Source organism: Pseudomonas sp. EA_5y_Pfl2_R50 (assembly GCF_963970475.1).
GTDB lineage: Bacteria > Pseudomonadota > Gammaproteobacteria > Pseudomonadales > Pseudomonadaceae > Aquipseudomonas.
Window position 1 is genome coordinate 25,121 of record NZ_CAXAPT010000010.1, and the last position, 26,243, is coordinate 51,363.

23 protein-coding genes are annotated in these 26,243 nt (G+C 61.4%); 10 read left to right on the forward strand and 13 right to left on the reverse strand.

Annotated elements, in window-relative coordinates; translation table 11 throughout:
* The first annotated feature begins 3 nt into the window (after positions 1–3).
* From AACY19_RS17915 to AACY19_RS17945, 7 genes are all read left to right on the forward strand, one after another.
* Entirely contained in the window at positions 4–708 is a 705-nt protein-coding gene (locus AACY19_RS17915; RefSeq protein ID WP_339452443.1) for an energy transducer TonB family protein, read from the forward strand.
* A 39-nt stretch (positions 709–747) separates the two neighbouring features.
* Complete coding sequence (locus AACY19_RS17920; protein WP_339452445.1) at positions 748–2,445, forward strand: putative porin; 1,698 nt, start codon at positions 748–750, stop codon at positions 2,443–2,445.
* A gap of 17 nt (positions 2,446–2,462) precedes the next feature.
* Positions 2,463–3,092, forward strand: a complete 630-nt coding sequence (locus AACY19_RS17925) for a DNA repair protein (RefSeq protein WP_339452447.1) — start codon at positions 2,463–2,465, stop codon at positions 3,090–3,092.
* Positions 3,093–3,110: 18 nt separating this feature from the next.
* Positions 3,111–3,581, forward strand: a complete 471-nt coding sequence (locus AACY19_RS17930; RefSeq protein WP_339452449.1) for a YbjN domain-containing protein — start codon at positions 3,111–3,113, stop codon at positions 3,579–3,581.
* On the forward strand, positions 3,578–4,543 hold the full coding sequence (locus tag AACY19_RS17935) for a peptidylprolyl isomerase (protein ID WP_339452451.1): 966 nt from the start codon (positions 3,578–3,580) through the stop codon (positions 4,541–4,543). The genes AACY19_RS17930 and AACY19_RS17935 overlap by 4 nt, the downstream gene beginning before the upstream one ends.
* Before the next feature lie 144 nt (positions 4,544–4,687).
* The gene (locus tag AACY19_RS17940; RefSeq protein WP_339452453.1) at positions 4,688–5,668 is read left to right on the forward strand and encodes a LysR family transcriptional regulator; all 981 of its coding nucleotides are present in this window, start codon (positions 4,688–4,690) and stop codon (positions 5,666–5,668) included.
* Between the two features lie 101 nt (positions 5,669–5,769).
* Complete coding sequence (locus AACY19_RS17945; protein WP_339452455.1) at positions 5,770–6,288, forward strand: GNAT family N-acetyltransferase; 519 nt, start codon at positions 5,770–5,772, stop codon at positions 6,286–6,288.
* A gap of 18 nt (positions 6,289–6,306) precedes the next feature.
* Here AACY19_RS17945 and AACY19_RS17950 read toward each other — a convergent pair whose 3' ends face one another.
* Complete coding sequence (locus AACY19_RS17950) at positions 6,307–6,999, reverse strand: aspartate/glutamate racemase family protein (protein ID WP_339452457.1); 693 nt, start codon at positions 6,997–6,999, stop codon at positions 6,307–6,309.
* 206 nt (positions 7,000–7,205) lie between these two features.
* Between AACY19_RS17950 and AACY19_RS17955 the strand changes: the two genes are divergently transcribed.
* Positions 7,206–7,697, forward strand: coding sequence for a hypothetical protein (locus tag AACY19_RS17955; RefSeq protein ID WP_339452459.1), 492 nt, complete (start codon positions 7,206–7,208; stop codon positions 7,695–7,697).
* Positions 7,698–7,827: 130 nt separating this feature from the next.
* On the opposite strand, the gene AACY19_RS17960 is transcribed toward AACY19_RS17955, so the two are convergent.
* Both AACY19_RS17960 and ccoN read right to left on the reverse strand, forming a co-directional pair.
* Positions 7,828–8,046, reverse strand: coding sequence for a cbb3-type cytochrome c oxidase subunit 3 (locus AACY19_RS17960; RefSeq protein WP_339452812.1), 219 nt, complete (start codon positions 8,044–8,046; stop codon positions 7,828–7,830).
* Between the two features lie 18 nt (positions 8,047–8,064).
* Positions 8,065–9,492, reverse strand: a complete 1,428-nt coding sequence (gene ccoN / locus AACY19_RS17965) for a cytochrome-c oxidase, cbb3-type subunit I (protein WP_339452461.1) — start codon at positions 9,490–9,492, stop codon at positions 8,065–8,067.
* A gap of 377 nt (positions 9,493–9,869) precedes the next feature.
* Between ccoN and AACY19_RS17970 the strand changes: the two genes are divergently transcribed.
* The gene (locus AACY19_RS17970; protein WP_339452463.1) at positions 9,870–10,841 is read left to right on the forward strand and encodes a hypothetical protein; all 972 of its coding nucleotides are present in this window, start codon (positions 9,870–9,872) and stop codon (positions 10,839–10,841) included.
* Between the two features lie 78 nt (positions 10,842–10,919).
* Here the strand turns inward: AACY19_RS17970 and AACY19_RS17975 are convergent, their stop codons facing one another.
* Positions 10,920–13,286 carry a tetratricopeptide repeat protein gene (locus tag AACY19_RS17975; protein ID WP_339452465.1) on the reverse strand — a complete coding sequence of 789 codons (2,367 nt, stop codon included), beginning with the start codon at positions 13,284–13,286 and terminating at the stop codon, positions 10,920–10,922.
* Positions 13,287–13,501: 215 nt separating this feature from the next.
* On the opposite strand from AACY19_RS17975, the gene AACY19_RS17980 reads away from it, so the two are divergent.
* Positions 13,502–14,179, forward strand: a complete 678-nt coding sequence (locus AACY19_RS17980; protein ID WP_339452467.1) for a DUF3313 domain-containing protein — start codon at positions 13,502–13,504, stop codon at positions 14,177–14,179.
* Positions 14,180–14,313: 134 nt separating this feature from the next.
* On the opposite strand, the gene AACY19_RS17985 is transcribed toward AACY19_RS17980, so the two are convergent.
* From AACY19_RS17985 to AACY19_RS18025, 9 genes are all read right to left on the reverse strand, one after another.
* Positions 14,314–16,818, reverse strand: a complete 2,505-nt coding sequence (locus AACY19_RS17985) for a fused MFS/spermidine synthase (protein WP_339452469.1) — start codon at positions 16,816–16,818, stop codon at positions 14,314–14,316.
* Between the two features lie 188 nt (positions 16,819–17,006).
* The gene (locus tag AACY19_RS17990; RefSeq protein ID WP_339452471.1) at positions 17,007–18,581 is read right to left on the reverse strand and encodes an arylsulfatase; all 1,575 of its coding nucleotides are present in this window, start codon (positions 18,579–18,581) and stop codon (positions 17,007–17,009) included.
* A gap of 70 nt (positions 18,582–18,651) precedes the next feature.
* Positions 18,652–19,674, reverse strand: a complete 1,023-nt coding sequence (locus tag AACY19_RS17995; RefSeq protein ID WP_339452473.1) for an HAD family hydrolase — start codon at positions 19,672–19,674, stop codon at positions 18,652–18,654.
* A complete protein-coding gene (locus AACY19_RS18000) occupies positions 19,671–21,086 on the reverse strand; it encodes a hypothetical protein (protein WP_339452475.1) in 1,416 nt (471 codons plus the stop codon). The genes AACY19_RS17995 and AACY19_RS18000 overlap by 4 nt, the downstream gene beginning before the upstream one ends.
* The gene (locus AACY19_RS18005) at positions 21,083–22,663 is read right to left on the reverse strand and encodes a VWA domain-containing protein (RefSeq protein WP_339452477.1); all 1,581 of its coding nucleotides are present in this window, start codon (positions 22,661–22,663) and stop codon (positions 21,083–21,085) included. The genes AACY19_RS18000 and AACY19_RS18005 overlap by 4 nt, the downstream gene beginning before the upstream one ends.
* Position 22,664: 1 nt before the next feature.
* Positions 22,665–23,657, reverse strand: a complete 993-nt coding sequence (locus AACY19_RS18010; RefSeq protein ID WP_339452479.1) for a vWA domain-containing protein — start codon at positions 23,655–23,657, stop codon at positions 22,665–22,667.
* Positions 23,644–24,246 (reverse strand): DUF4381 domain-containing protein, encoded by a 603-nt coding sequence (locus AACY19_RS18015; protein WP_339452481.1) that lies wholly within the window; start codon positions 24,244–24,246, stop codon positions 23,644–23,646. The genes AACY19_RS18010 and AACY19_RS18015 overlap by 14 nt, the downstream gene beginning before the upstream one ends.
* The gene (locus tag AACY19_RS18020; protein WP_339452483.1) at positions 24,243–25,178 is read right to left on the reverse strand and encodes a DUF58 domain-containing protein; all 936 of its coding nucleotides are present in this window, start codon (positions 25,176–25,178) and stop codon (positions 24,243–24,245) included. Before AACY19_RS18020 ends, AACY19_RS18015 begins: the two co-directional genes overlap by 4 nt.
* Positions 25,175–26,155, reverse strand: coding sequence for an AAA family ATPase (locus AACY19_RS18025; protein ID WP_339452485.1), 981 nt, complete (start codon positions 26,153–26,155; stop codon positions 25,175–25,177). The genes AACY19_RS18020 and AACY19_RS18025 overlap by 4 nt, the downstream gene beginning before the upstream one ends.
* Between the last annotated feature and the right edge of the window lie 88 nt (positions 26,156–26,243).

Genomic DNA, 26,243 nt, shown 5'->3' on the forward strand with positions numbered 1-26,243 from the left:
GTCATGACTGCACAACTCCCGATCAAGCCGTTGCCGGTGAAAAAGCCTGCGCTGCGCTTTGTGAAATGGGGCGCCGGGCTGGTCATCGCTGCGCTCGCCGCGTGGTTCCTGTGGCAGTGGGCCAACGACATGAGCGGCATCCGCCGCGAGGCGCCGAAGGTGCCGACGATCATTCCGTTGCCGCCACCACCGCCGCCACCGCCGGAAAAACCGCCTGAGCCGGAAACCCCGGTGGAAGAAAAAGTCGTCGAGCCGGAACCGACACCGGAGCCCGAGGCGGTCAAGCCCGAGGAAGAAGCGCCGCCATCACCGGCGGACGATCTGGCCAACCCGATGCAAATGGACGGCGATGCGCAGTCCGGCAACGACGCTTTCAACATCGGCGCGGGTAAGGGCGGCGGCATGGCTGGCAGTGGAGGCGGGCGCCTGGGTAACGGCACTTATAGCCAGTTCCTCGCGTTCACCTTTCAAAAGCTGCTGCGCGAGAACCCTGAGCTGCGCAACCTCGCTTTCACCCTGCAGGCCGATGTGTGGCTGAGCAGCGTCGGCGAGATCACCCGGGTCGAGCTGATCAAGTCCAGTGGCAACCCGGAAATCGACACCCAGGTGTTGGCGGCACTGCGCAATGCGCCGCACTTAAGCGAACGGCCACCGGCCTCCATGACTTTGCCTGTACGCCTGTCCCTGCAAGGGCGGCGTCCGGGTTAACCGAATTCTTAGAGTGTTGCCAAAAGGAGTTGTGTGCAGATGATTTCCAACGTGAATCGATTGTCCCTGGCGGTCGGCATGGTCATTGCGACCCTGGTCGGTCAGGCGGTGGCAGCGCCTGCGCCCTCGGAGAACGCCACGATCAATCTGATCCGCTTGCTGGTCGAGCAGGGCATTTTGAAACAGGACAAAGCCGACGCGCTGATCGCTCAGGCGCAGAACGAAGCGGCCCAGGCCAGACAGGCTGCCGCGTCTACCGCCGTCGCAGCCGGGCCAGTGGCGGCGCAGGGCGATGTCCGTGTGCAATATGTGCCCGCAGCGGTGCGTGACCAGATCCGCGATCAGGTCAAAGCCGAAGTCATGGCGACCGCCAAACAGGAAAACTGGGCCGCGCCCAACACCTTTCCGGACTGGGCCTCGCGTATCAGTTTCGACGGCGACATTCGTCTGCGTAACGAATCGCGCTATTACTCGGATAACAACAGCAACGAAATCGTCGACTTCGCCAAGCTCAACAACAACGGCCCCTACGACGTAAACCCGAACAGCAGCACCAGCCTGCCGCCGTTGCTCAACACCCGCGAAGACCGCACCAATCAGTTCCGCATCCGCGCACGGTTGGGCATGAAAGCGGTGATTACGCCGCAATGGACCGCCGGCATCCGCATCGGCACCGGCTCGGACAACAACCCGGTGTCGACCACGCAAAGCCTCGGCGGCGGTTTCGCCAAGAAGGACATCTGGCTCGATCAGGGCTACCTGAACTGGAAGCCGACCGATGAGCTGACCCTGACCGGCGGCCGCTTCGCCAACCCGTTCATGTCCACCGACATGCTCTATTCCAACGACCTGAATTTCGACGGCGTGGCGGCGATTTTCGACCACAAGCTCAACCGCGATTGGGGCGTGTTCGGCACCGTCGGCGCGTTTCCGGTGGACTACACCAACGACACCGCCAGCAGCAACGGTTTCGACAAGGAAGAGAGCGACAACAAATGGCTGTATGGCGCACAGATCGGCGCCAAATGGGCGATCAACAGCAACAACCGCTTGAAGGGCGCGCTGGCCTACTACCGCTTCGACGACATTCAGGGCGAACGCTCCAGCCCCTGCGAACCCTGGGCCGGCGCGCCGGGTTGCGACAGCGACGGCAGCCGCACGGCGTTCATGCAGAAGGGCAACAGCGTGTTCCTGTTGCGTGACATCACGCCGAACCCGCTCAACCCGACCACCACGCCGCAGCCGCAATTCGTCGGCCTGGCCTCCGAGTTCAACCTGCTCGACCTCAACGTGGTCTGGGATGCCGACCTGCCGCAAGACTTCAAGCTGCGCAGCCAGGGCAACTACATCCACAACCTGAGCTACGACGAAGGCGACATGCGCAAGCGCTCCGCCGGGCAGATCGTCAACAACCTCGACAGCAATGGCGAGATCGAAAGCGGCGCCAATGCGTGGATGGTGCAGTTCACCCTCGGCAGCGCGCTGGACCTGAAGAAGCAGGGCGACTGGAACCTGTTCGCTGGCTACAAATACATCCAGCCGGATGCCTTGCCTGATGGCTTTAACGATTCGTCGTTCCACCTCGGCGGCACCAATGCCAAGGGCTATTTCATTGGCGGCAACTACGGTCTGGCGAAGAACGTTCACGCCACCGGTCGCTGGATGAGCACCGAAGCGGTGTACGGCGCGCCGTTCGACATCGACGTCTTGCAGCTTGAGATCAACACGCGCTTCTAAGGCGCCGGGAGACGGTTATGAATATGCGTTTGTTGTGGCTGGGGCTCGGTTTGTTGTGCGCCACCGGTGCGAGTGCCGAAGGCATGGAAGAACGCCTGCGCACGCAACTGCGCAGCACCACGCAACAGTTGCAGGCCCTGCAAAGTCAGCAGGCCCAGGCCAGCGCCGCGCAACTGGCGGCGCAGAACGACGCCAAGGCTGCGCAGGCACAAATCAGGCAATTGACCGCCGAACTGGCCAAGGCCAAAGGCCTCGCCGAGCAACTGGCCGGGCAGCAACAGAGCCTGCACAGCCAGGCCCAGGCGCAAGTGGCCGCCAGCGCCGAGCAGACCGGCAAGTTCAAAAAGGCCTACGACGAATTGCTGGTCATGGCCCGTGCCAAAGAAGCAGAACGGTCTAGGCTTCAAGCGCAATTGGCTGAACGTGACACACAAGTGCAGCAATGTTCAGTCAAGAATCAGCAGATGTACGGCGTCGCCAAACAGATCCTCACTGCCTACGAAAACATCGATGTGGCCGAGGTGATGAAGATTCGCCAGCCCTTCGCAGGCAGCGCCCGGGTCAAGTTCGAAGAACTGGCCCAAGGGTTGGGTGACGAGCTCTACAAGACTCAATTCGACGCGCCGCAAGCCGCGCTCGCACACTGATAAAACAAGGAAGAAACAATGACTCAATTGATCAGCCACGTATCGCCAAAATTCCTGACCGAAGTCCTGCAAGCGGCGGGTTATCGCGTCAACGAAACCGAACAGAACGGCATCGTGCAGTTGCTCAGCGCCAGCCAGGGCATCGGCTACGCCGTGCGGTTCGGCAATCCGGCGGTGGAGCAGGGCAACTATGTCGATTTCACCTTCAGCTGTGCGCTGCGGGTACAGGGCGAGTTGCCCAAAGGTGTGGCCGAGCAGTGGAACGCGACTCGGCGTTTTGCGCGGCTGTCGTTGCAGGGCGAGTTTCTGGTGATGGAAATGGACGTCGTGGTGGCCGCTGGCGTGAGCAACGATCACCTGCGTGGCAATCTCGAATTGTGGGATCGCCTGCTGCAAGAGTTCATCGTTTACCTGCGTGATTTCACCCAGGCAGGAACTGCGCAAACGGCCAAGGTCCCGGTCGCCGAGCAAGAGGAAGTCGCGCTGTGAAAAAGCCTGCCATGGTGATCAGTGCTGCCGCAGTGGCGCTGTTGGTGGTGGCCGTGGCGCTGGTGGTGCGACCGGGCAGTGACCCGGTCGCCGCCCAGCAATCGGCGCCGGTGGCGGCAGTTGCTGGGAGTCCTGCAGGTCCGGCGGTGGCGCGGTTGGGCAATCAGAAGGTGTCGCGTGAGGAGTTGCAGGGGTTGCTGGCGACGGTGCCGGCGCAGGCCCGCGAGCAACTGCGCGGCAATCGTGAGGCACTGGAACGCTGGATTCGCACACGTCTTGCTGAAAAAGCCGTGCTTGAGCAAGCCGATGCGCAGGGCTGGGCACAGCGCCCGGACGTCGCTCGGCAGACTCGCGAGGCCACCGAGCAGATTATCTTCCGCGACTATTTGCGTTCGGTCAGCCAAGTGCCAAAGGACTACCCAAGTGCTGCCGAGTTGCAGCAGGCCTATGACGCCGGCAAGGCGAACTGGCAGACCCCGGCGCTGTATCGGGTCAGTCAGATCTTTCTCGGCGTCAATGAACCGCAGGCCTTGGAAGCAGTGCGCAAACAGGCGACGGAGCTGAGCAGGAAAGCCCAGTCGGCACCGGGGGAGTTTGCCGCGCTGGCCACTCAGTATTCGCAGGATCGTGTGACCGCCGAACGGGGTGGCGATAGTGGTTTGCAACCGTTGCAGCAACTGGTGCCAGAGGTGCGGGGTGCTGTGGCTCGGCTAAAAGTCGGCGCGGTGTCCGACCCTGTGCAAAGCGCGGCCGGGTTCCATGTGATCAAGCTCACCGAGCAGCAACCGGCGCGCACCGCAACGCTGGACGAACTGCGCGATCAACTGACCCAGGCGCTGCGGGCGCAGCGGCAGGAGCAGATTGCCCAGGCGTATCTGGACGGCATGCTCAACACCGCCACGTTGAGCATTGACGGCGCTGAACTCAATAAAGTCCTCGAGGAAAAACAGCCTCACCACTGACCCCCTGTGGGAGCGGGCTTGCTCGCGAAAGCGCGGTGTCATGCAACAGGCAAAGTGGCTGGCATGGCCCCTTCGCGAGCAAGCCCGCTCCCACATTGGAACCGTGGCGTTTTCCCAAACACAAAGATCGACAGGGAGTCATCGATGTCATTCACCGAACCCGCAGGACGACAGGGCAGCTCCGATTACCGCTGGTCTCAGGACAACAGTGAACCCTGGCTGGCACACGCCGCGACCATCGATGCCGATGTTGCGCAATTCTTTCTGGTCAGCGCCCGTTGCGGCTGCTTCATGCAAGCGGCGCGCAGCCTCAATGTGCGTTCGACGCTGCTGCGCAAGCAATTGGCGCAACTTGAGCAGGAACTGCAGCATTCGTTGTTCAGTTTTCAGGGCAGCGCTTTGAGCCTGACGCGCGAAGGCGAGCAATTACAGGCGAAACTGGTCGCGCTGGCCAACGAGCGCAAACTGCCGGTGGTCGAGCAGCCGCTGATTCGCCTCGCCGTTGCCGAATCGATCCTGCATGACATCCTCGGCCGCGACCTGATCGCACTGCTACGGCGCAACGCCAGCGTGCGCCTGGACATCATCGCGCTCGACAGCGAACTGTCGCTGCGCGCCGTCAGTGCCGATGTCGTTCTATGGCTGGCCCACGGCAACGAACCACATCCCGGCCCGACCTTTGCCGTTTCCACGCCGCAACGACTGGCGTCGCTGACTTACCTGCCACATATCGCCAAACGCTATTCGCGCGTCACGTCGCGCCCGGACAGCGCCGATGACCTCGCCGATTTCATGCTGGTGCAATGGCAACATGATCGGCAGATCGACAGCTTTCGGCCGTGGAATGAACTGGTCGAACAGCGTTTGGCCGGGGTGGTGCAGATGCAGTCCTATGAACTGATGCTGGAGATGATCCGCTGCAGCGCCTGCATCGGTTTGCTGCCGGCCTACATCAGCTGCTTCGACCGTGGTTTGATCGCGTTGCCAGGGCTGTTCGACCAGCCGATGCAATTGCAGGCGTGGCTGGCCGTCAATGCCGGGTCGCAGAATGTGGCCGAAGTGCAGACCCTCACCGAACTCATCCTCCACACCTTCAATGAACGCCAGGAATGGTTCCAGACCTGACCTCAATCCTTCTGCGCCGACGTCCCACATTTGATATTCGCCAGACCGTGGCTCAGCGGTTTAGAGTGGTCGGCCACTCATCAATCCAGGAAGGATCAACCATGCCAGAGCACAACCCCGCCATTCACCTCGAACGCTTCAACGAATCCCATCTCGAGGGCACTACCGCGCTGTACAACGACCCGGCGGTGGCCCGGCAGGTATTGCAGATGCCGTTTCAGTCCGTTGAGGTCTGGCGTCAGCGACTGCAGGCGGACAGCGAGCGCGCGGTGAAACTGGTGGCGCTGCATCAGGGTGTGGTGATTGGCAATCTGGGTCTCGAAGCTCACTCGCGGATGCGCCGGGCCCACGCCGGCAGTTTCGGCATGGGCGTTGCGGTGGCATGGCAGGGCAAGGGCGTGGGTTCGACACTGCTGGCGGCGGCGCTGGATGTCGCCGACAACTGGATGAATCTGCACCGCGTCGAACTCACGGTGTACTCCGACAACGAAGCGGCCATCGGTCTCTACCGCAAGTTCGGTTTCGAGACCGAAGGCCTGTTTCGCGATTACGCCGTGCGCGACGGGCAATGGGTCGACACCCTGAGCATGGCCCGCCTGCGCAGTCGCGCCATTGCCTGAGCAAGCCGCGCCCCAGACTCAGTCGTCCAAGGCGAACGCCACCGCCGATTGTGCATGCAACCCGGTGGTGTCGAGTAGGGGCAGGGAGCTGTGTTCGGGTTGGATCAGCAGGCCGATTTCCGTGCAACCCAGGATGATCGCCTGAGCGCCGCGTGCCGCCAGGGAATCGATCACCCGCAGGTAGATCTGCCGCGACTCCTCGCTGATCACTCCGACACACAGTTCGTCGTAGATGATCCGGTGCACGTCCTGGCGCTCGCGTTCATCCGGCACCAGCACGGTCAGGCCCTGGGCAATCAGCCGCTGCTTGAGAAAATCCTGCTCCATGGTGAACGCGGTGCCGAGCAATCCGACAGTGCGCGCATCGATGGCCAGTGCCGCGCGGGCAGCGGGTTCGGCAATATGCAGAAACGGAATGCTGATCGCCGCCTGAATCTGCTTGGCAACCTTGTGCATGGTGTTGGTACACAGCACCACGCAATCGGCGCCGCCGGCTTCAAGACTGCGCGCGGCTTTCACCAGAATCGCCGCCGCATCGTCCCAGCGCCCGGTGTGCTGGGCCTGTTCGACCGGGCCGAAGTCGACGCTGTACATCAGCATTTGCGCCGAGCGCAGCGGGCCGAGGTGATCGCGCACCTGTTGGTTGATGAGGCGGTAGTACTCAGCGCTGGACTCCCAGCTCATGCCGCCGATTAGGCCGATGGTGCGCATTGGATTTCCTCAGGCAAATGACGTGCGTCGAACGTTCAGGTCTGCCTGCAGTGTCCTGATGTTCACGGTGCGATGCCAGCGACAACTGACTGTACCGCTGATCTTTCACGCAAGTGTGTCAGTTCAGGCCGATTGCAGCTTTACCGCACGTGCAGGCCGGGATCTGCCACTATCGTGCTTCGCAGGTCCTTTAGAGGAACACCGCAATGAACGACGTACAGCAACTGGGCGAGATGCTTCGTCACTATGCCGAAAGCGAAGCGCACAAAAAGCAGCTGTTCGAGACGCAGTCTGCGACCTGGGCGACGCGGATCACCGGCCTGTTCGATGCTATCGAACAATGGCTGGAACCGGTCAAGGCGCCGAATCTGCTGGAGGTCAGCCGGCAAGCCTATGTCGCGTTCGGGCCGAGCACGCCGGTCGAGACATCGACCTTCAAGACCGAAAAACTGAGCATCGTGATCGCCGGCAAACCGGTGGAGTTCGTGCCGGACGTGATGGGCAGCAGCGGGCATATTTCCTTGGCGGTGATGGGGCTGACGGCGGCGCGTTATGGCAGCATTTCCCTGGTGGGCCTGCCGGACGACGCGTGGCAATGGCGCAAGACCAACGGCCTGAAGGACCCGGATACCTTTGCCTTCGACGCCGACTTCCTCGCCCAGCAACTGCAAAGCCTGATTCCCCGCGACCGCGCCTAGATCGCAAGGATTCATCCATTTCCCCTGTGGGAGCGGGCTTGCTCGCGAAAACGCCGGTTCAGTCACCGCAGATGCCGGATGACACAGCGCATTCGCGAGCAAGCCCGCTCCCACAAGAGATTGCGACAGACTACATGTCGAGGTTGACCCAGCCGGGTTTTGCCACTTCGGGCGCTACTGCTTTTACCGTCTTGCCCGTTGCCAGCTCCACCCGTCGCGCCACTTCCGGATCATCGGCAAACGGCACCATGCTCGCCTCATCCAGACTGTCCGCCGTCTCCCGCCGCAAGCAATACTCCACCGCCAGCCACAGAAACACCACGCCCAGCACATCGAAGAACATCTCCATCACGACCGGCTCCCTGCCTCAGGCAATCTGCGCTTCACGGTGAGCCAGCGCGACGTCGGCAACCCGCACCGTGCGCCAGACGTTGTAGGCCATCAGCAACATGCCGGTGAGGAAGAAAACCCCGCCGGCAAAGCGCACGATGAACCCGGGATGACTGGCCTGCAGCGCTTCGACAAACGAATAGGTCAGCGTGCCGTCCTCGTTGATCGCACGCCACATCAAACCTTGGGTGATGCCGTTGACCCACATCGAGGCGATGTACAGCACCGTGCCAATCGTCGCCAGCCAGAAGTGCAGATTGATCAGCGGCGTGCTGTGCATCTGCTCGCGGCCAAACACTTTCGGCACCATGTGATAGGTCGCGCCAAAGGTGATCATCGCCACCCAGCCCAACGCCCCGGCGTGCACGTGGCCGATGGTCCAGTCGGTGTAGTGGGAGAGGGCATTGACGGTCTTGATCGCCATCATCGGCCCCTCGAACGTCGACATGCCGTAGAACGCCAGTGACAGCACGAGGAAGCGCAGGATCGGATCGGTGCGCAACTTATGCCAGGCCCCCGACAAGGTCATCATGCCGTTGATCATCCCGCCCCAGCTCGGCGCGAGCAGGATCAGTGACATGGCCATGCCCAGCGACTGCGCCCAGTCCGGCAGTGCGGTGTAGTGAAGGTGATGCGGGCCGGCCCAGATGTACAGGGTGATCAGCGCCCAGAAATGCACAATCGACAACCGGTACGAATACACCGGGCGGTTGACCTGTTTCGGCACAAAGTAATACATCATCCCGAGAAATCCGGTGGTCAGGAAGAAACCCACCGCGTTGTGCCCGTACCACCATTGCACCATCGCATCGGTGGCGCCGGAGTACAGCGGATACGACTTGAACCAGTCCACAGGAATCGACAGGTGATTGACCACATGGAGCATGGCGATCACCAGGATGAACGCACCGAAAAACCAGTTACCGACGTAGATGTGTTTGGTCTTGCGCTGCACCACGGTGGTGAAAAACACCACGGCATACGCCACCCAGACCACGGCCATCCACACTGCGCCGGAGAATTCGATTTCGGCGTATTCCTTGGTGGTGGTGTAGCCCAGCGGCAAGGTGACCAGCATGATCACGATTACCGATTGCCAGCCCCAGAAGGTGAACGCGGCGAGGGTGTCGGAGTACAACCGCACCTGACAGGTACGCTGCACCGCGTAATAGCTGGCGGCGAATTGCGCGCTGCCGGCAAACCCGAAAATCACCAGGCTGGTGTGCAGCGGGCGCAAGCGGCCAAACGTGGTCCATGGCAGGTCCAGGTTCATGTCCGGCCACACCAGTTGCGAGGCGATCCAGACCCCCATCGCCATGCCCACGACACCCCAGAAAACCGTCGCGATAACGAATTGGCGGACGACCTTGTAGTTATAGGCCGCTCCGATTGTTGCTGTGCTCATGGTCAGTTCATCCACGGTTGCAAAGTCTTGCCAGGCCACCCGGACTGGCATGCGTTGCACTGTAGGAACCCACTCGGAAACAAAACAGGCTCAGGAATTGTTCATTTGTGCGGATCAGATAGACGTGCCTGGTGCGGCGTTCTGCCGCGTGCTGATATGGTTTTCATCGCTTCAGGTGAATCTGGTGCGTGCTGCGCTGCCCGGCCATGGTTGATGAAAATACTGTGGGAGCAAAGTGAAAAACGTGCACCGGGGAAACCCCTACAAGCGCGCCCGATCAGGGATTTTCCCTTGGGTCGCTGATGGCCTTTTGGTAGAGTCGCCGTCGCCAGCGGGTTTTCGGCTGGACGATGGAACCGAAGAAGGGAGTCTGATCAGTGAGTCCGGGCAAAAAAATCCTCGGTCTCACGGCGTTGCTGTTGATGGTGACGCTGTGGGCCAGTTACTTTTACGTATTCAAGGAAAGCCGCGACGGCCAGCTCGGCGGCGTCGGCGAAAGCACCGCGTGGTGCGGCACACCGCCGACCAACGAAGCGGCGTTGCTGGGCAAGGATCAACTGACCTTGCGCGTCACCAACAACCTGCGCGGCGAGTTCATGCTCAGTGGCTCGCTGGTGGTCTCCGAACGTACCTTCAACCGCTACGACCTGGCGCGCAACGAACTGCGTCTGCGCCTGGAACCGTTGCAGTGGTCCTTCGGCGTGACGCCGATCTTCCTTGAGCAGGTCAAGGTGCAGCCGCTGAGCCGCAACCTCTCCGCGACCAACAAAAGCGCCTACGCCGAACTTGAACCACGGCCTATCGGCGTGCAGGGCCAGGTCACCGAGTTCCCCTTCGACACCTATCGCTACGGCTACAAGCCGGTGCTCTATTACCTCAAGGGCAGCGAGCGCATCGACCTGCGCTTCAAGAACATCACCACGCTGATGGAGATGTCCAACACCTTCACGCCGATCCAGAAGTACAACCGCGTCGACTACATCAACGAAAAAACCTCGATGATTCGCGAAGACGATTACAAGGCCTACGGATCGCACGAGTGCGCGTTCAGTGTCGAGCGCAAGAGTTCGTTCAAGATGGTCGTGCTGATGCTTCTGCTGGTCTTGTGTCTGCCGCTGATGCTGGTGTTTTATCGTGACGCGCCAGGGATCGATTTCCTTGCCACGCTGGTCGGCGTTGCCGTGGTGCGCGGGCTGTTGATCGGGCCGGTGCAGGACTTCCGGCTGTACAACATCGACTTCCTGTTTGGGGCGGCGATCCTGATGGTCGGCACGGTGTCACTGATCAAGGCCATGCGCATCCACAACCGCCGCGAAATCGCCCTGCGCAGCGGTGAATCCTCCTGGTAACCCCCTGATCGCTGCAGGAGCTGCCGCGGGGTTGTGATCCTTTGATAGATCGCAGCCTGCGGCAGCTCCTGCATCGCCTCACTTCAGGGCCGGGTCGCCCATGTTCATTTTCTTCCAGCCTTGCAGCAACACCTGCGCCTTCGGCTCCTGCCCACTGTCGAGATACCACTGAATCAGCGACAGCCGCGCATTGCGGTTCGCCGGTTGGACCTTGAGCAAACCTTCCAGCACCTCGCACGCCTCATCTACCTTGCCACTTTCATGCAGTGCCACGGCCAGTACGTAACCGTATTGCGCGTTCTGTGGTTCCAGTTGCGCGGCCTTCTTCAGGGGCGTCATGGCTTGCGCAGCCTTGCCGGCGCGGATCAGCGAAAGCCCGCGAGTGTGCTGCAGCAGCGCAGCGTCCGGGTGTTCCTTGAGGCTGTCGTCGAGCAGTTGCTGCGATTCCGGCCCACGGCCATTGGCCTCCAGCCACTGCACCAGCGTGACCAGTGCCGGATAGAAGTCCGGATCGCGCTTGAGTGCTGACCGCAGCAAGCCTTCGACTTCTGCGCTGCGACCGCTGGCCTGATACAGCATCGCCAGGTTCAGATTGGCTTCGGCGCGTTCCAGCAGACTTTTCTGCACGGCCTCGTACTCGGCAATCGCCGCGTCCCAATTGGCTTGCGCCGCACCAAGACCGTTGTTGCGCGCGACGCTGAGCAGATCCCGCGCGGCGACAATGCGCACGGCTTTCACCGGATCACCCAGCAGCGGCGCCAACAACGGCGCTCGCTCCGGTGGCGGGAGGAAAGCACTGATCGCCCGCACAGCACTTTCGCGAACCTGCGGCGCCGGGTTTTTCAGATCCAGCGTCGCCAGTTTCAACGCCTGTTCGCTTGGGTACAGCGGCAGTTCCGCGAGCAATGTCGCCCGCTGAATCGCCGGCAGGTTGCTGCGCTGCAACTGCTCATACAGTGCATCGGCGGCGCCGGGCTGGCCGTTGCGGATCAGCCACAGGCTTTCGTCATACCGCGCTGCTTGTGGCGCGCTCGAGGTGTTCCACAACTTGAACTGCGCGGTGATCTTGTCGCCGGCCTTGCCTTGGTGGCAGGTCAGGCAGGCGTCCGGCGTGCCGAGTTTCTGCGCACGTTCCGGGTTGGGGATGCTGAAGCTGTGATCGTGGCGGAAGTCGTTGCCCATGTAGAACTTGCCGGGCATATGGCAATCGACGCACTGCGAACCTGGCTGGCCCATGGCGTGGCGGGTGTGTTCGATGGAATCGTAGTTCTTCGCTTGCAGGCCCTGACCATCAACGCCTTCGACCGAGGCCTTGCCGGCGGTGTTGTGGCACTGCAGGCACACCGCGTTACCCGGCGCTTTCAGTTCGTTACTGTGCGGGTTATGGCAGTTGCTGCAGCGCACGCCCTTGTCGAACATCTTGCTTTGCAGGAACGAGCCGTGTTCGAACACCTCATCCTTGATCTTGCCGTCCAGCGCATACAGTTCGCGAGTGAGGGTGCTCGGCAGGTAATCGTCCATCAAGCGTTTGCCGACAGTGAAGCCATCGCCCAACGGTGCGCGGCGCGCATGGCAGCGGGCGCAGGTTTCGATCTCGACGGTGGCGTTCTTGTCCTTGAGATCGACGTCGAAGCCCTGGTGAATCAGATCACCTTTTTTCTGCGTCCATGCCAGGTGATTGGACGCCGGGCCGTGGCAGGCCTGACAGCCGACGCCGAGGCTGTTCCATTGACTGTTGAAGGTGTTGCTCGCCGCGTCGAAATTGCGTTTGAAGCCGGTGGTGTGGCATTCGACGCACATGAAATTGGCGTTCTGGCTCGGCTTGCTCCAGTGCAGCGGATTCTTGAAGTTCACGCCCTGGCCGGGGTAGAGGTGGAACCAGCGATGTTTCTCGGTATCCCAGGCCACACCGAGCGCCTGCAAGCGACCTTCGCCGACTTCGAGCAGATACTGCTGCAGCGGCGCGATGCCGAAGGTATAGGCGACTTTGAAGTCGGCATTCTTGCCGTCGATGCCGGGGGTATTCACCCAGAATTGATCACCCTTGCGTGTGAACACCGAGGTCTCCTTCTCGGCCTTGAAGGTGACGTTGTTGAAGTCGCCGAGCATGGTGTCGGCGTTGGCCGGTTGCATCGCCAATTGATGATGCGAGCCTTGCCAGTCCTTGACCTGCTCAGTGTGGCAGCCTTGGCATTGTTGCTCATCGACCATCGTCGCTGGCTGGCTCGCCGCCAGCGGTTGTGGCTTTGCCGGGGCCGGGACGGCGGCGGGCGCGCTGACTGTTGGAGGTTTCATCGCCACCGGAGCGGGGCTGAACAGAAACCAGCCGATTCCGGCCACGGCGGCCAGCAGCACGCCAACGGTGATCGGGAACAGGTATTTCGAAAGTGCAGGGTGGGACGAATCAGGGTCGGTTTGTACTGCTTTGTTTTTATGCTTGGGCATTACGACTTCCGTGGTCCAGGTGCATTTGCCGTCTGGCGTGCGTTCAAGCTTGATGCAGCTTTGCCGGATGGCCGGCATCTGTCAAATGACGGTTGTGATCGGTCGCTCAGGCTTGCGTGAATTTTGTAATTTGCAATCGCAAATGCCGAGGTTTTAGCTATACCTGTAACTCCCGCTCCATAAAAAGTTTTTGGCCGTCTGACAGGAGTTACAGCATGAAGCTAGCAGTAATGATGGGCACGCTGTGCATTGCCACCCTTGGGGTGGTGGGTTGTTCCAGTAAAACCGTCGCTCCCGATGAGTACTCCGGGTTTCTAAAGGATTACAGTCAGTTGAAGGAGGCTAAATCCCCCTCTGGTGCAGAGGTGATGCGCTGGATGGACCCGAAGCTCGACATCAACAGATTCAGCAGCGTTTACGTCGAACCGAGCCAGCTCTATCCCAAGCCGCAAGCGACCGCAAAAATTCCCCAACAGACCCTCAACGGCATCACCAGCTACTACGATCAGGCACTCAAGCGTGAGCTGAGCAAATCGCTGCCACTGGCCACCGGTCCCGGCCCGGGCGTGATCGTGGTGCGTCCGGCGATCACCGCCGTGAGCAGCAAGACCGAAGGCCTGCACGCCTATGAAGTGATCCCGATTGCGTTGGTGGCGGCCGCAGTCAGCACCGCCAGCGGTATCCGCGATCAGGAAACCACCCTCGCCACCGAAGCGGTGTTCATGGATGGCGCCAGTAACAAGGTCGTCGCGCAAGTGGTGCGCAAGGGCACCGGTAAACCGCTGGAAAATGACTCGCAGGTGATGAAGGCCGATGACGTCAAAGCCGTGATCGATGGCTGGGCGGTGGACATGCACCAGATGTATCTGAAGCTGAAGGCTGAATCCAGGTAATGCATCCGGGCTGATGGCCCTTTGCGAGCAAGCCCGCTCCTGCATCGGATCTGTTCTGATCACGCCGGTTGTGATCACCTCGGACCCCCTGTGGGAGCGGGCTTGCTCGCGGAAGCGGCATGACAGGCGCTACATCATTTTCCGGTAAACCAGCGGAAATACGGATTGCCGCCATCCCACTGCATCACTTCGCGCATATCCCGCCCCCACGCATCCCGATCACCGTCATAGGCATGCAGGCTCGCCCGATAAAACTGCATCAGCCGTTGGCGATGGGTTGCCATGCGCTCGGTGAACCCGTTATCGGCATTCACCAGTGGCGGTGGCTGATACAGATCCAGCAACGCTGGCAGCACGCGGGTGATTTCCTTGCTGCGCACCCAGGGCGCGTACTCGATGCGTGGCCGATCATCGGTCACCGCCGGCGCGTCAGCGGCAAAGCGCTCAAGCCCCTCGCGGTCGGTCACCCAAGTGGCGAGCAGGGCTGCTGCGGAACCGATGCCGACATCCTGCAAGGTGCTGCGCACGCTGTCCTGCTGGAAACGTTCGGTGATTTTCGCGGCGTCCAGTTCCATCGGCTGCATCGATCCTGCCAGCAACATCTCGTGGAACTCACTGGTCCACACCGAGGCATACGGGAACACGTCGAGGAAGCTGCGCACCAGCGAACGCGAGTCGTCGATGTTCTGTGTTGGCAGTGGCAGCCACTGCGCGACGATGCCCTGTTTCTCCAGCCGGCTGGCGGCCAATTGATAGAAGTCGCGGGAATACAGATTGACCACACCGGCAGCGGAGGGCGGTGGTGGCTCGAGGGTGATCAGGTCGTAAGTCTGCGCACTGCGCAGTAATTCTTGCCGGCCATCGCGCAGACGCACATCGACCCCGGGATCGCTGGCCGCGTTGAAGTTGCCCTTGAACAGTGGCGCAGCTTTGACCACTGACGGCAGCAACTCAGCAACCACGCGATGCTCCAGTCCCGGATAGCGCAGCATCGCACCGGCGGTGATGCCAGTGCCGAAACCGATCACCAGCGTCGAACGCGGCTCCCCGTTGTGGATCAGCAACGGCAGCAGCGCCTGAATGCGCATGTAGCGCAGTGAAGGCATCGCATCACCGGTGTTCGAGACGCCCTGGATGTACAAGCGGTGGAAGATGTTTTCACCGCGACCCTGCGCGACCACCGCGACGGTGCCGCCACGACCTTCTTCATAAAACGCCAGCGTGCCATTGCGCGCGCCGGGCAACAGGCTGGCGAGTTTGTCCACGGGTGTAAACACGGCCAGGGCAACCGACACCAGACCCAGAGCGACCACCGCCTGACGCCGGCCTTTCTTCACGTGGTGCCCCTTGCGCACGGCGAGATAGCCGATGGCCGCGGCGATCAGCGCCAGCAGCCCAAGCGTATGAACCAGTCCGAGCAGCGGAGTCAACAGAAAGCCGCAGAGCATCACACCGACAATCCCGCCCAGCGTATTGAACGCCACCACGGCGCCAACATCACGCCCGATACGGTCGTGGCCCACGCTCAGGCGCAGCGCCAGTGGAAACGCTGCGCCGAGCAGCAACGTCGGCACGAACACGATGCTCAGCGCCGCCACGGCAAAGCGTGCGCTCATGCCGGCCAGTTCACTGGCGCCCAGGCTCAGCAGCCACATTTCAGTCTGGGTTTGGGCAAGAATCAGCCAGCGTCCGAGCAGGGCAATCTCTAAAAGAGCGATCAATCCGGCGCCGGCAATCAGCAAACCGAACACCCCCCACGGATCGCGAATCCGCTCAACGCGGCGGGCGAGCAGGGCGCTGCCGATAAACAGCCCGGCGAGGTAGGTCGCCAGCACCACGGCAAACGCATAGGTGCGGGTGCTCATGAACTGCACGATCGATTGCGACCAGACCACTTCGTAGCCCAGGGCCACGCCGCCGGCGATGGCGTACAACCAGAGCGCAGTGCGATCGGTGGCTGTCTCGGGGTGATGTTTGACGGGGGTTGTCACAGGCGCTGGCTGTTGCCGGGCCAAGCATAACGCGCCGACGGCGGCCAACAGATTGAGCATCGCCGCAAACAGCGCACTGCCACGTACACCGAGGGTAGCGATCAATACGAACGCCGCCAGCAGAGTGCCGGCAATCGCGCCCAAGGTGTTCGCCGCATACAACTGGCCGCCGGCCTTGCCCGGGTCAGTCGCCAGTGAACGCACCAGCACCGGCAGCGTGCCGCCCATCAATACGGCGGGAAGGCCGACCAATACGAATGGCAGCAGCCAGGCAAACAGGCCGACATGCCCTTGCAACCAGGCAAACGGACTGGCCGCCAGGCTCATGGCAAATGTCGCGCCGACGCCCAGTATGGCCACCAGCACTTCCAGCCCGGCGTAGAGCAGAACCGGTTGCTGCAAGCGATCAGCCCAGCGTCCGAACAGCCAGCCGCCGATGGCCAGGCCGGCGAAAAACGCACTGATACCGGTGGTGATCGCGTAGACCTCGACGCCGACTACCAGCGACAGTTGCTTGATCCACAGCACCTGATAAACCAGCGCCGCAGCCCCGGAAATGCACAGCAACAGAGCGGGAATGAGCAGGGCTGGAGAGGTGGATTGCGGGACGGGTATGGCCGAAGGCTTGCTGGCGATACGTGAGGACATTGCGGACGCCTTAATTCAAAAGTCATCGTGACTGTGCGGACTTCTTCGCGAGCAAGCTCGCTCCCACACTGGACTTGTGTTTGCCACAGATCCCTTGTGGGAGTGAGCCTGCTCGCGAAGCAGCTGACACGGTCCCAAGTCAAAAATAAGTCCGCCCGCCGGTGAGGGCGGGCGGCGGTCTTGCGGTTTTACTGGGCTTTTTTCATTTTTTCTTCGATGCGACGATCCACGTCTGCACGGATCTGGTCGATGCTGAAGCTGGCCGGACGCTGACTAGGCGGATAGTCGACGAAGGTCTGCAGGAACTTCGCAGCCCTGCGAGTGCCGTCGAAAATCAGATAATCGTTTTTCGTCAGCCAGTCATAGTATTGGTCAGACACGATGTCAGCCCGTTCATACGGGTCCATGCGCAGGTTGAACATTTTCGGTACACGCAGGCACACGAACGGTTCGCTCCACACTTCCAGACCCCCGGGAGCGCGTTGCTCACAGAAGACCAGTTTCCAATCGTTGAAACGCATGCTGACCAGCACACCGTCATCGTTGAAGTAGTAGAACTCCTCACGTGCGCTCTTGTCGGTTTTGCCAGTCAGGTAATCGAGCTGGTTGTAACCGTCCAGATGCACCTTGAAGTTCTTGCCGCCGACGTCAGTACCTTTGAGCAGGCGTTCCTTGATATCGGTGTCGCCCACTGCGGCCATCAGCGTCGGGAACCAGTCCAGACCCGAGAACAGCTGCGTTGACACTTCACCGGCCTTGACTTTACCCGGCCAGCGAATCATCGCAGGCACTCGATACGCCCCTTCCCAGTTGGAGTTTTTCTCGTTGCGGAACGGCGTGGTCGCCGCGTCCGGCCACGACCACTGGTTAGGCCCGTTGTCGGTGGTGTAGACCACAATGGTGTTGTCGGTGAGTTTCAGGTCATCGAGTGTCTTGAGCAGTTTGCCGACGTCGCCGTCGTGCTCGATCATGCCATCGGCATACTCATTGCCAACCATGCCGCTTTGACCTTGCATGGACTCACGCACGTGGGTGAACGCGTGCATGCGGGTGGTGTTCATCCAGACGAAGAACGGTTTGTTCGCCTTCGATTGCTTCTCGATGAACGCCTGGGCTGCCGCAGTGGTTTCGTCGTCGATGGTCTCCATGCGTTTTTTGGTCAGCGCGCCGGTGTCTTCGATCTTGCCATCGGCAAAACTGTGAATCACGCCACGCGGAGACGCTGCCTTGATAAACTCGGCGTCGTTCTTGGGCCAGTACGGACGCTCTGGCTCTTCTTCGGCATTGAGGTGATAGAGGTTGCCGAAGAACTCGTCGAAACCATGGTTGGTCGGCAGGTATTCGTCTTTGTCGCCAAGGTGGTTTTTACCGAACTGGCCCGTTGCATAGCCCTGGGCCTTCAGTGCCTGGGCAATGGTCACATCGCGGGCCTGCAGGCCGACCGGCACGCCTGGCATGCCGACTTTCGACAGGCCGGTACGCAGCGGCGTCTGCCCCGTGATGAACGACGATCGACCAGCGGTGCAACTGTTCTCCGCATAGTAATCGGTAAATATCATGCCTTCTTTGGCGATGCGGTCGATGTTCGGGGTCTTGTAACCGACCACGCCCATGGAATAGGCGCTGATGTTGGTCTGGCCGATGTCATCGCCGAAGATCACCAGAATGTTGGGTTTTTCAGCCGCTGTGGCAGTTGCCGACAGCGCCATCACCGAGGTTGCCACCAAGGCGAGTTTCGGTAGCCACTTGCGTATGCGAGTCATATGACTTGCTCCTTTTTGCGGGGGTCGTTTATTGCGACAAACGTTTATTGCAGTCCTGCATCACGCTTTCTTATTGCACCTGCCCGGTGACCGGCGGCTCGAACGGGTAGACCCGGCGCCATTGCGACGCCATGTCGACCACGGTCCAGCCGCGGGAATTTGCTTCGTCGAGGGCCTTGTCGAGGCGCCCGATATCGGATTGGCGGTCATAGGCCCATTCGCGTTTGGCGTCGGTGTGGTGCACCAGGCCCATGAAACGTTTGCCGGAACCTGCGGCGGTCCACTGCAGCATCTGCAGGTCGCCGTCGGAGTTGCCGAACGCGAGAATCGGACGTTTGCCGATCACTGCGTCGATGCTTTCCGGTTTGCCAGGGCCGTCGTCGTTGTGCGCCACTTTCGGTGTGCGCAGGATCGAGGCCTTGCCGTCCTTGTATTGAAATGAAGTAATGAACGTGGTGCCGATCACCTGTTCCGGCGGGATGCCGTAGACCTTTTCGGCAAAGGCGCGCATGAACCCGGTGTCACCGCCGGAGACGATGTAGGTCTTGAAGTTCTGGCTGCGCAGGTAGTCGAGCATTTCCAGCATCGGCTGGAAGATCATCTCGGTGTACGGTTTGCCGGTTTTCGGATGGCGCGCCTGGCTCAGCCAGGTCTTGGCGTAGTCATCAAAGGCTTCTGTGGTCATGCCGCTGTGGGTCGCCCTGACAATCTTCAACAGGCCTTCCATCCCCGCTGCCGCAAGGGCCTTGTGATCGTTTTCCAGTACCGCCTTGAACGGCTGGGTGGTTTTCCATTCCGGGTGCTGCGCGGCGGTGCGTTTGACCTCGTCGAAGGCGAAGAGCAACTCGAAGTACGCCGGTTGCTCGCTCCACAGGGTGCCGTCGTTGTCGAACACGGCGATGCGGTCGGCGGGTTTGACGAAGTCCTTGCTGGACTGGTCAGTCACGGTCTGGACGAATTCGATGATGCTTTTTTTCGCCGGGCCATCGTTCCACGACGGCAACGGCTCATTCGCCTGTGCCAGCAGGGGCAGAGCCAGGCTGAACAACAGGGCGAGTCCGAAACGTTGGCGATTGAGCATCGGAGGCGTCATGGGAAATCCTTCTCGTGAACGGGATTGAGCGGGCGCAGGGCCGGGGCCGGTCTGGCCCGTTGCTGTTCGGCCTGACTGTGAAGCGTAGTCAACGATTGGCGCAGTTGAGCAAGTGTTTTCCGGGTGGTCGGTTCGCGACCGTAAAGCCCGCGTAGTACCCCCTGCAGACGTGGGCCGGCATCGACCAGTTTCAGCCCCAGACGACTGCGCCACAGCCACCGATAGAGGACGCTCAGTTGTGGCGGGCGGGCTTGCAGTTGCGCATCGATTTGCTGCCAGGCGTAGTCGGCTGATTGCTCCCGGGCCAGTTGCCGCGCGCATTTGCGTGTTTGCCATTGCTGCCAGGCTCGCGTCAGTGCCGGACGACTGACATACGCCGCGCCGATGACGACCACCAGCAGGGCCAGCCAGGTCAGCCAGCGCGTGGACAAGTGCAGGCGGTTTTGCCCGAGCTGCTTCAGGTCTTCGGTGATCGAGAACACCGGTTTGTAAGCGCTGTTCGCCGCAGCCGTAAATGTCACCGCTGCGACTTGCGCGGTCCGCATCTGTTTGGCGCTGGCGTCCCACCATTTCACCTCGATGGCTGGCAGGGTGAATGAGCCTGCCTCGTCGATGCGATAGCTGACACTGTCGATGCGTTGCCCGCCGAGAATGTCACCGCGACCGTCATCGATACGGGTGACTTGCGGGGTTGTCTCATAGCGGCTCAGCCCAGCGACCTCGCCGAGTGGCGGAACGGGCAGGGCCATCGCCAAGGCGCCGTCGGCTTGCAGGGTGAGTTGGCGGGTAACGCTGTCGCCGACTTTCAGTGGCGTCGTCGAGTGGATCAGGTGTTGCGAAAAGCGCAGGCCGGTGGCGACCAGTGGGGCTTCCCCGGGTTTGAAACCGGGTGGCTGGGTGGCGCTGAAATGCACGGGTTGGCTCTGCGCGCTGATCTCGGCGGTGGCCTGGCCGGGCGTGGCGCGCACGGTCAATGCTGGAATATCAAAACCTCGCGCGACATTCGGGGTGATCAGATAGCTGTAGCGCAAGCCGCTGAAGGATTGCCCGTCGATGGTCTGGTTGAGGTGCTGGGCCTGACCGCCGGGCGGCATCACCAGCGCGCCGTCGAGCTTGAGGTCGGGCAGGGTAGCGGCGCTGGTGAACCAAGTGTCGGTGAGGACGTCGAGTTGCAGCTCGACCAGCCCGCCGACCATGGCGCCTTCGGCGGGTTGCAGGTGGGCCTGGACCTTGAGTTGCGGTTCAGCGGCGAGGGCATTGAGGCTGAGCAGGCTGGTGAGCAGCAACGTGCTCAATTCTGTGGTGTTTGATCTGGCCACTTCGCGAGCAAGCCCGCTCCCACATTGGTTTCGTGTACACCGCAGGCCCCCTGTGGGAGCGAGTCTGCTCGCGAAGGCTGTAACCCGGTTCATGGTCGAGCTCCCTGCTGATCCTGCAAGCTGAATTTCTGCTTGAGAAATTTCGCCGGCGAGGTGGTCAGGTTCTGCAACCACAACGCATCCGAAGTCGCCTGCTCGGTCTCGACCTTTTTGCTCTGGCCCTTGCCCGGGGCCTTGTCGAATTTCACTTCGTCGGGTTTGGTTTCGGGGGCGTTCTTCTCGGCGCTCTCGGTGTCTTTCAGCAGTGCCTGCGCCAGCGCCAGATTGGCCGTGGCCTCGGGGAATTGCGCTTGCAGTTTCAACGCCTGGCGGTAAGCGGCGATGGCTTGATCGAACTTGAATCGGCGCACGTAAATGTTGCCCAGATAGAAGTAGGCTTGCGGCGTGTCGAGCCGCGCAAAAGTCGCCAGCGCAAGGTCGTAATCGGCGGCGTGATAAGCGGCGACGCCTTTCCAGTACGGGTCGACAAACAACGCCGCCGCCTGCGGCCAGTGTTCGTGCTCGAAGGCCCAGCGGCCTTGTTGATCGCGGGTGAAAAAAGCGTCGGTCAAGGCATTGGCTTGAGCCGGCGCGGACGGCCAGCCAAGGCCCACGGCGAGGGCCAGCGCCGGCAGCCAGTTGACGCTCCAGCCCTTGCGCACATTGATCAACGCCAGCAACAGCAGCGGCCAGCACAGCCAGTAACCGGCGTCTTTCCAGTGCAATTCGTGCTGTTCGGCGCTGGCGCTCTGAAAGTGCTGTTGTGCGTGCAACTCGACCCAGTCCAGATCATCGTCATTAAGGGTCAGGCTGCCCAGTGGCGCATCCAGCGCAGACGCCAGTTGCTTGAGCGCAGCCTGATCGAAAGTCCCGAGGATGGGCCGGCCATTGCTGTCAACTTTTGGTTGGCCGCTCGCGCTCTGGATGACGCCGCCATCCTCACTGCCCGCCGCCAGCACCAGCACTTGCAACTGGCTGTCGCGCAACTGTCGGTCGAGACCGTCGAATTGGCCGGTGTCGGCGCCGTCGGTGATCAACAGCAGGCTGCCCGGGGTTTTTTCGGCACTGAGCAAGCGTTTCGCCTGATCGATCACCGCGCCAACGTTCTTGCCCGGTTTTTCAATCAGCCCGGTGTCGAGGGCTTGCACAAAGGTATCGAGCAGCGTCGGGTCGTCCGTCGGCGGCAGCACCAGATGCGCGCTGCCAGCGTAGGCGATCAAAGCCGTGCGGGCCCCGGCGCGACGCTGGATCAAATCGTGAATCTTGTGTTTGGTCGCTTCCAGTCGGGTCGGCTGCACGTCATTGGCGTCCATCGACGGTGACAGGTCCACGGCGACGATCAGCGGCGCACGGTTCTCCAGAAAATCCGGGCGATCCTGTTCCCAGGTCGGCCCGGCCGCCGCTACTGCGCCGAGAACCAACAATGCGCAGAGCAGGTGCACCGGGCGCCAGTGCTGATGATCCTGCGGAGTGACCAACAGATGCGGCAGCAGGTGCTCGGCGATGTTGCCGCGCAGGCGTAGTTGCAGATTACGGCCGCGGCGCCAGATCATCGGCAGCAGCGCGCCGAAAAGCGCCAGCAGCAGCCACAGCGGACGCAGGAAGTGGAAATCGCTGAGGTTGATGTCCATCTCAGGCCTCCTGCTGCTGACGGGAAAGTGACAGGCGCGGACGTAACATTGCGCCAAGCTGATAAAGCGCGAGCAACAGCAGCGCCGCGCCCAGCGGCCAATGGAACAGTTCACGCTGAGGCTGATGGCTCAGGGTTTTCACTTGGTGCGGCGTCAGTTGATCGAGGGTGCTGTAGACCCGGTCCAGCGCACTGCGGTCCTCGGCGCGAAAGAACTGACCGCCGGTGGTTCTGGCAATCTGTTCAAGTCCCGACAGATTGACCTTGGCTTCACCGGATGCGCTCGGGTCACCAATGCCGATGGTGTGAATGATCACGCCCTTGTTGGCGGCCATTTCGGCGGCATGATCCGGGGTGATCGCGCTGCTGGTGTCGTTGCCGTCGGTGAGCAGGATCAGCATTTTTTCCTGTTCATGGGCCTGATCCAGAAGCTTGAGACTCAAGCCAATGGCGTCGCCGATCGCCGTGTTGGGGCCGGCCATGCCGATGCCAGTGTCGGCCAGCAACAGCGACAGACTGGCGTGATCGAGGGTCAACGGTGCCTGCGGATAAGCGCCGCTGCCAAACACGATCAGGCCGAGACGGTCATCCTTGCGCTTGTCGATAAAGCCCTGAACGACCTCTTTGACGGCGGCGAGGCGATTGATTTTTTCGCCGTTGGCGTTGGTGAAATCTTCGGTTTCCATCGATTGCGAGATGTCGATGGCGAGCATCAAGTCGCGCACCGGTTGCTGGCGTTCGATGGGTTTTTCAACGTAGACCGGGCGCGCGGCAGCTAAAAGAATCAACGCCCAGACCAGCAGATTGAGCAGCAACTGCCAGACGTTACGCCGAGTTCCGGCGTTACTCGGCGCCTCGCCGACAGCACGGCTCATTGCACCAAAGAACGGCACGCGCACCGCACTGCGCGCCTCTTTGTAAGCGGGAAAGTAACGGTAGGCCAGCCAAGGCAATGGCAACAGCAGCAACAGCCACGGGTAATCAAGCTGCCACATGATGATGCTCCACCCAGTGTTGGCAGGTGTCGAACAGCGCCTGCCGCTGCGGTGCGGGGAGGGCGCGCAGGGTGTCGTCCGGCGCGTAGGCGAGTTGGGCGAGTTGGGCGCTGAAGTCGGTCGGCAGTTGCTTCTTGCTGTGCTGCTGCAAGAAGCTTTGCCAATCCTCCCGCCCAAGCGCCGCCGGACCCTGTGGGAGCTGGCTTGCCCGCGATGGCGTCCTGTCAGCCAACGCAGAGGTCGGATGTGATGGCCTCATCGTTGGCAAGCCAACTCCCACAGGTCTCGTATTCCACCGATGAGCTTTTTGTACAGGCATCGAGAGGGCGACGCGCTTTAGAAGCTCGGGCAATTCGCGCAGGGCGTTGAGGTCATCACTGCGGCTGCGCAACTGCGCCAGCCGCGCCAGGCCTTCGCGGCGATAAGCATTCCTGCGCCATTGCCAATAACGGCGGATACCGATCAGCAATGCGGCCAGAATCAGAACGGCGAGCAACACCCACCAGCCCCACGTTTGCGGCGCATAACTGACCGGCGCGGGCAGGCTCAACTCCTTGAGCTGGTCGATGCTCGGGATATTCGGATTCACCGCCGGGCTCCCGCACTTTTACCCAGTTCGGCGCGAAGTTGCGCATGAGCCTCTTCGGCGGTGCTGACCATCATCAAAGGCACCTGGCTGCGGCGGAGCAGGGTGGCGACATCCTTGAGTCGACCGCTGAGAAAATCGCCCAGCGGTTGATGCACGTTGCGTTTTTCGATGGCCAGTTCTACCTGCAACTCGCCTTGTGTGACCAGCAAGCGGCCGTTTTGCGGCAGCTTCAGGGCCAGCGGGTCGTAGACTTGCAGGGCAACCACATCGTTGTGCGCCGCCAGTTGCCGCATCAGTTGCAAGGTGCGCTCGCCAGCGCCGGCAAAATCGCTGACGATGCAGATCAAATGATCATGCCCGGCCAGTGCGAGGCAGCGCTGCAGGACCTTGTTCAGTTGATCCTCGTCTTCGGCGTCCGGGTTGGCGGCGTTGAGTGCCCGGTTCTGCTCGGCGATGCGGCTGAGCAGCGCTTCCACACGTTTGCGGCTACGCAGCGGGGCGATGCTGTCGATGCGCTGATCGTTGAACACCAGCCCGCCAACCCGGTCGCCCGCGTGAAACACCATCCACGCCGCCAGTGCCGCGAGTTCGGCTGCGGTGGCAGATTTGAAGCTGCGCTGCGAACCAAAGAACATCGACATGCGCTGATCCACCACGATCAATGCCGGGCGATCACGTTCCTCTGTGAAGGTGCGCACTACCGGTTTGCCGGTGCGCAGCGAGGCGCGCCAGTCGAGATGACGCAAGTCGTCGCCCGGTTGATAGCGGCGCAGCTCGTCAAAGTTCAGGCCCCGTCCGCGCAGGCGTGAAGCATGGTTGCCGGCGAGGATGCTGCCCTGTGGCTGGCGGGCGAGAAAACTCAGGTCACGGGCCTTGAATTCCAGCGCCATCAATTGCGCCAGAGACACATAGACCAGCCCATCGGAGTTCATGCTGGAATCGCCACTTTATCGAGAATCCGGTCCAGTACCTGATCGGCGCTGACGCCATCCGCTACCGCGTCGTAACTCAGTTGCAGGCGATGGCGCAGAACCGGATGCACCACGGCGCGGACGTTGTCCGGCGAAACGAAATCCTGGCCCTGCAACCACGCATCGGCGCGCGCGCAGCGATCCAGACCGATGCCGCCTCGGGGGCTGGCGCCAATCGCGATCCAGCGCGCGAGGTCCTCGTCGTAGTCGGCAGGGTGGCGGGTGGCGTTGATCAGGTCGATCAGGTAGCTGTCGATGGCTGGCGAAACGTGCACGGCGCTGACTTCTTTGCGCGCGGCGAAAATCACCTCCTGCGACAGACTGAAACCCTTGGCCGGCGCGGTGTTGGCGCCTTGGGCAAACTCTTCGTTGCGCAGCAGGCGCAGCACCTGGCTTTCGTTTTCGGCACTCGGGTAATCGAGCAGGACTTTCAGCAGGAAACGGTCCATCTGCGCTTCCGGCAGGGGATAGGTGCCTTCCTGTTCGATGGGGTTCTGCGTCGCCACCACGATGAACAGATCCGGCAGCGCGTGGCTGTTTCCGGCGACGGTGATCTGCCGTTCCTCCATGGCTTCGAGCAGCGCTGCCTGGACTTTGGCCGGCGCGCGGTTGATCTCGTCGGCGAGGATCAGGTTGCCGAACAGTGGGCCGGGCTGAAAGCGGATCTCGTTCTTGCCCTCGACCTGATGCAGCACCTCGGCGCCAGTGATGTCCGAGGGCAGCAGGTCCGGGGTGAACTGGATGCGGCTCATCTTCGCATCAAGGTGTTTGGCCAGGGCTTTGACCGTGCGGGTTTTGGCCAGCCCCGGCAGGCTCTCCAGCAGCAAGTGACCGTTGGCCAGCAGGCCGAGCAGGATCTGCCGGATGACTTGATCCTGACCGAGTACCGCTTCGGCGATGCTGGCTTGCAGGGCGTTGAGGTCAGTGAGTGCAGTCATGGGGCAGTCCTTTGTGGTCGAGCTAGAAAAACGCCAGGGTCAGGTTCACGCTGACGCCGTTGCCTTCGGGGCGGTTCTTGGTGTCGAA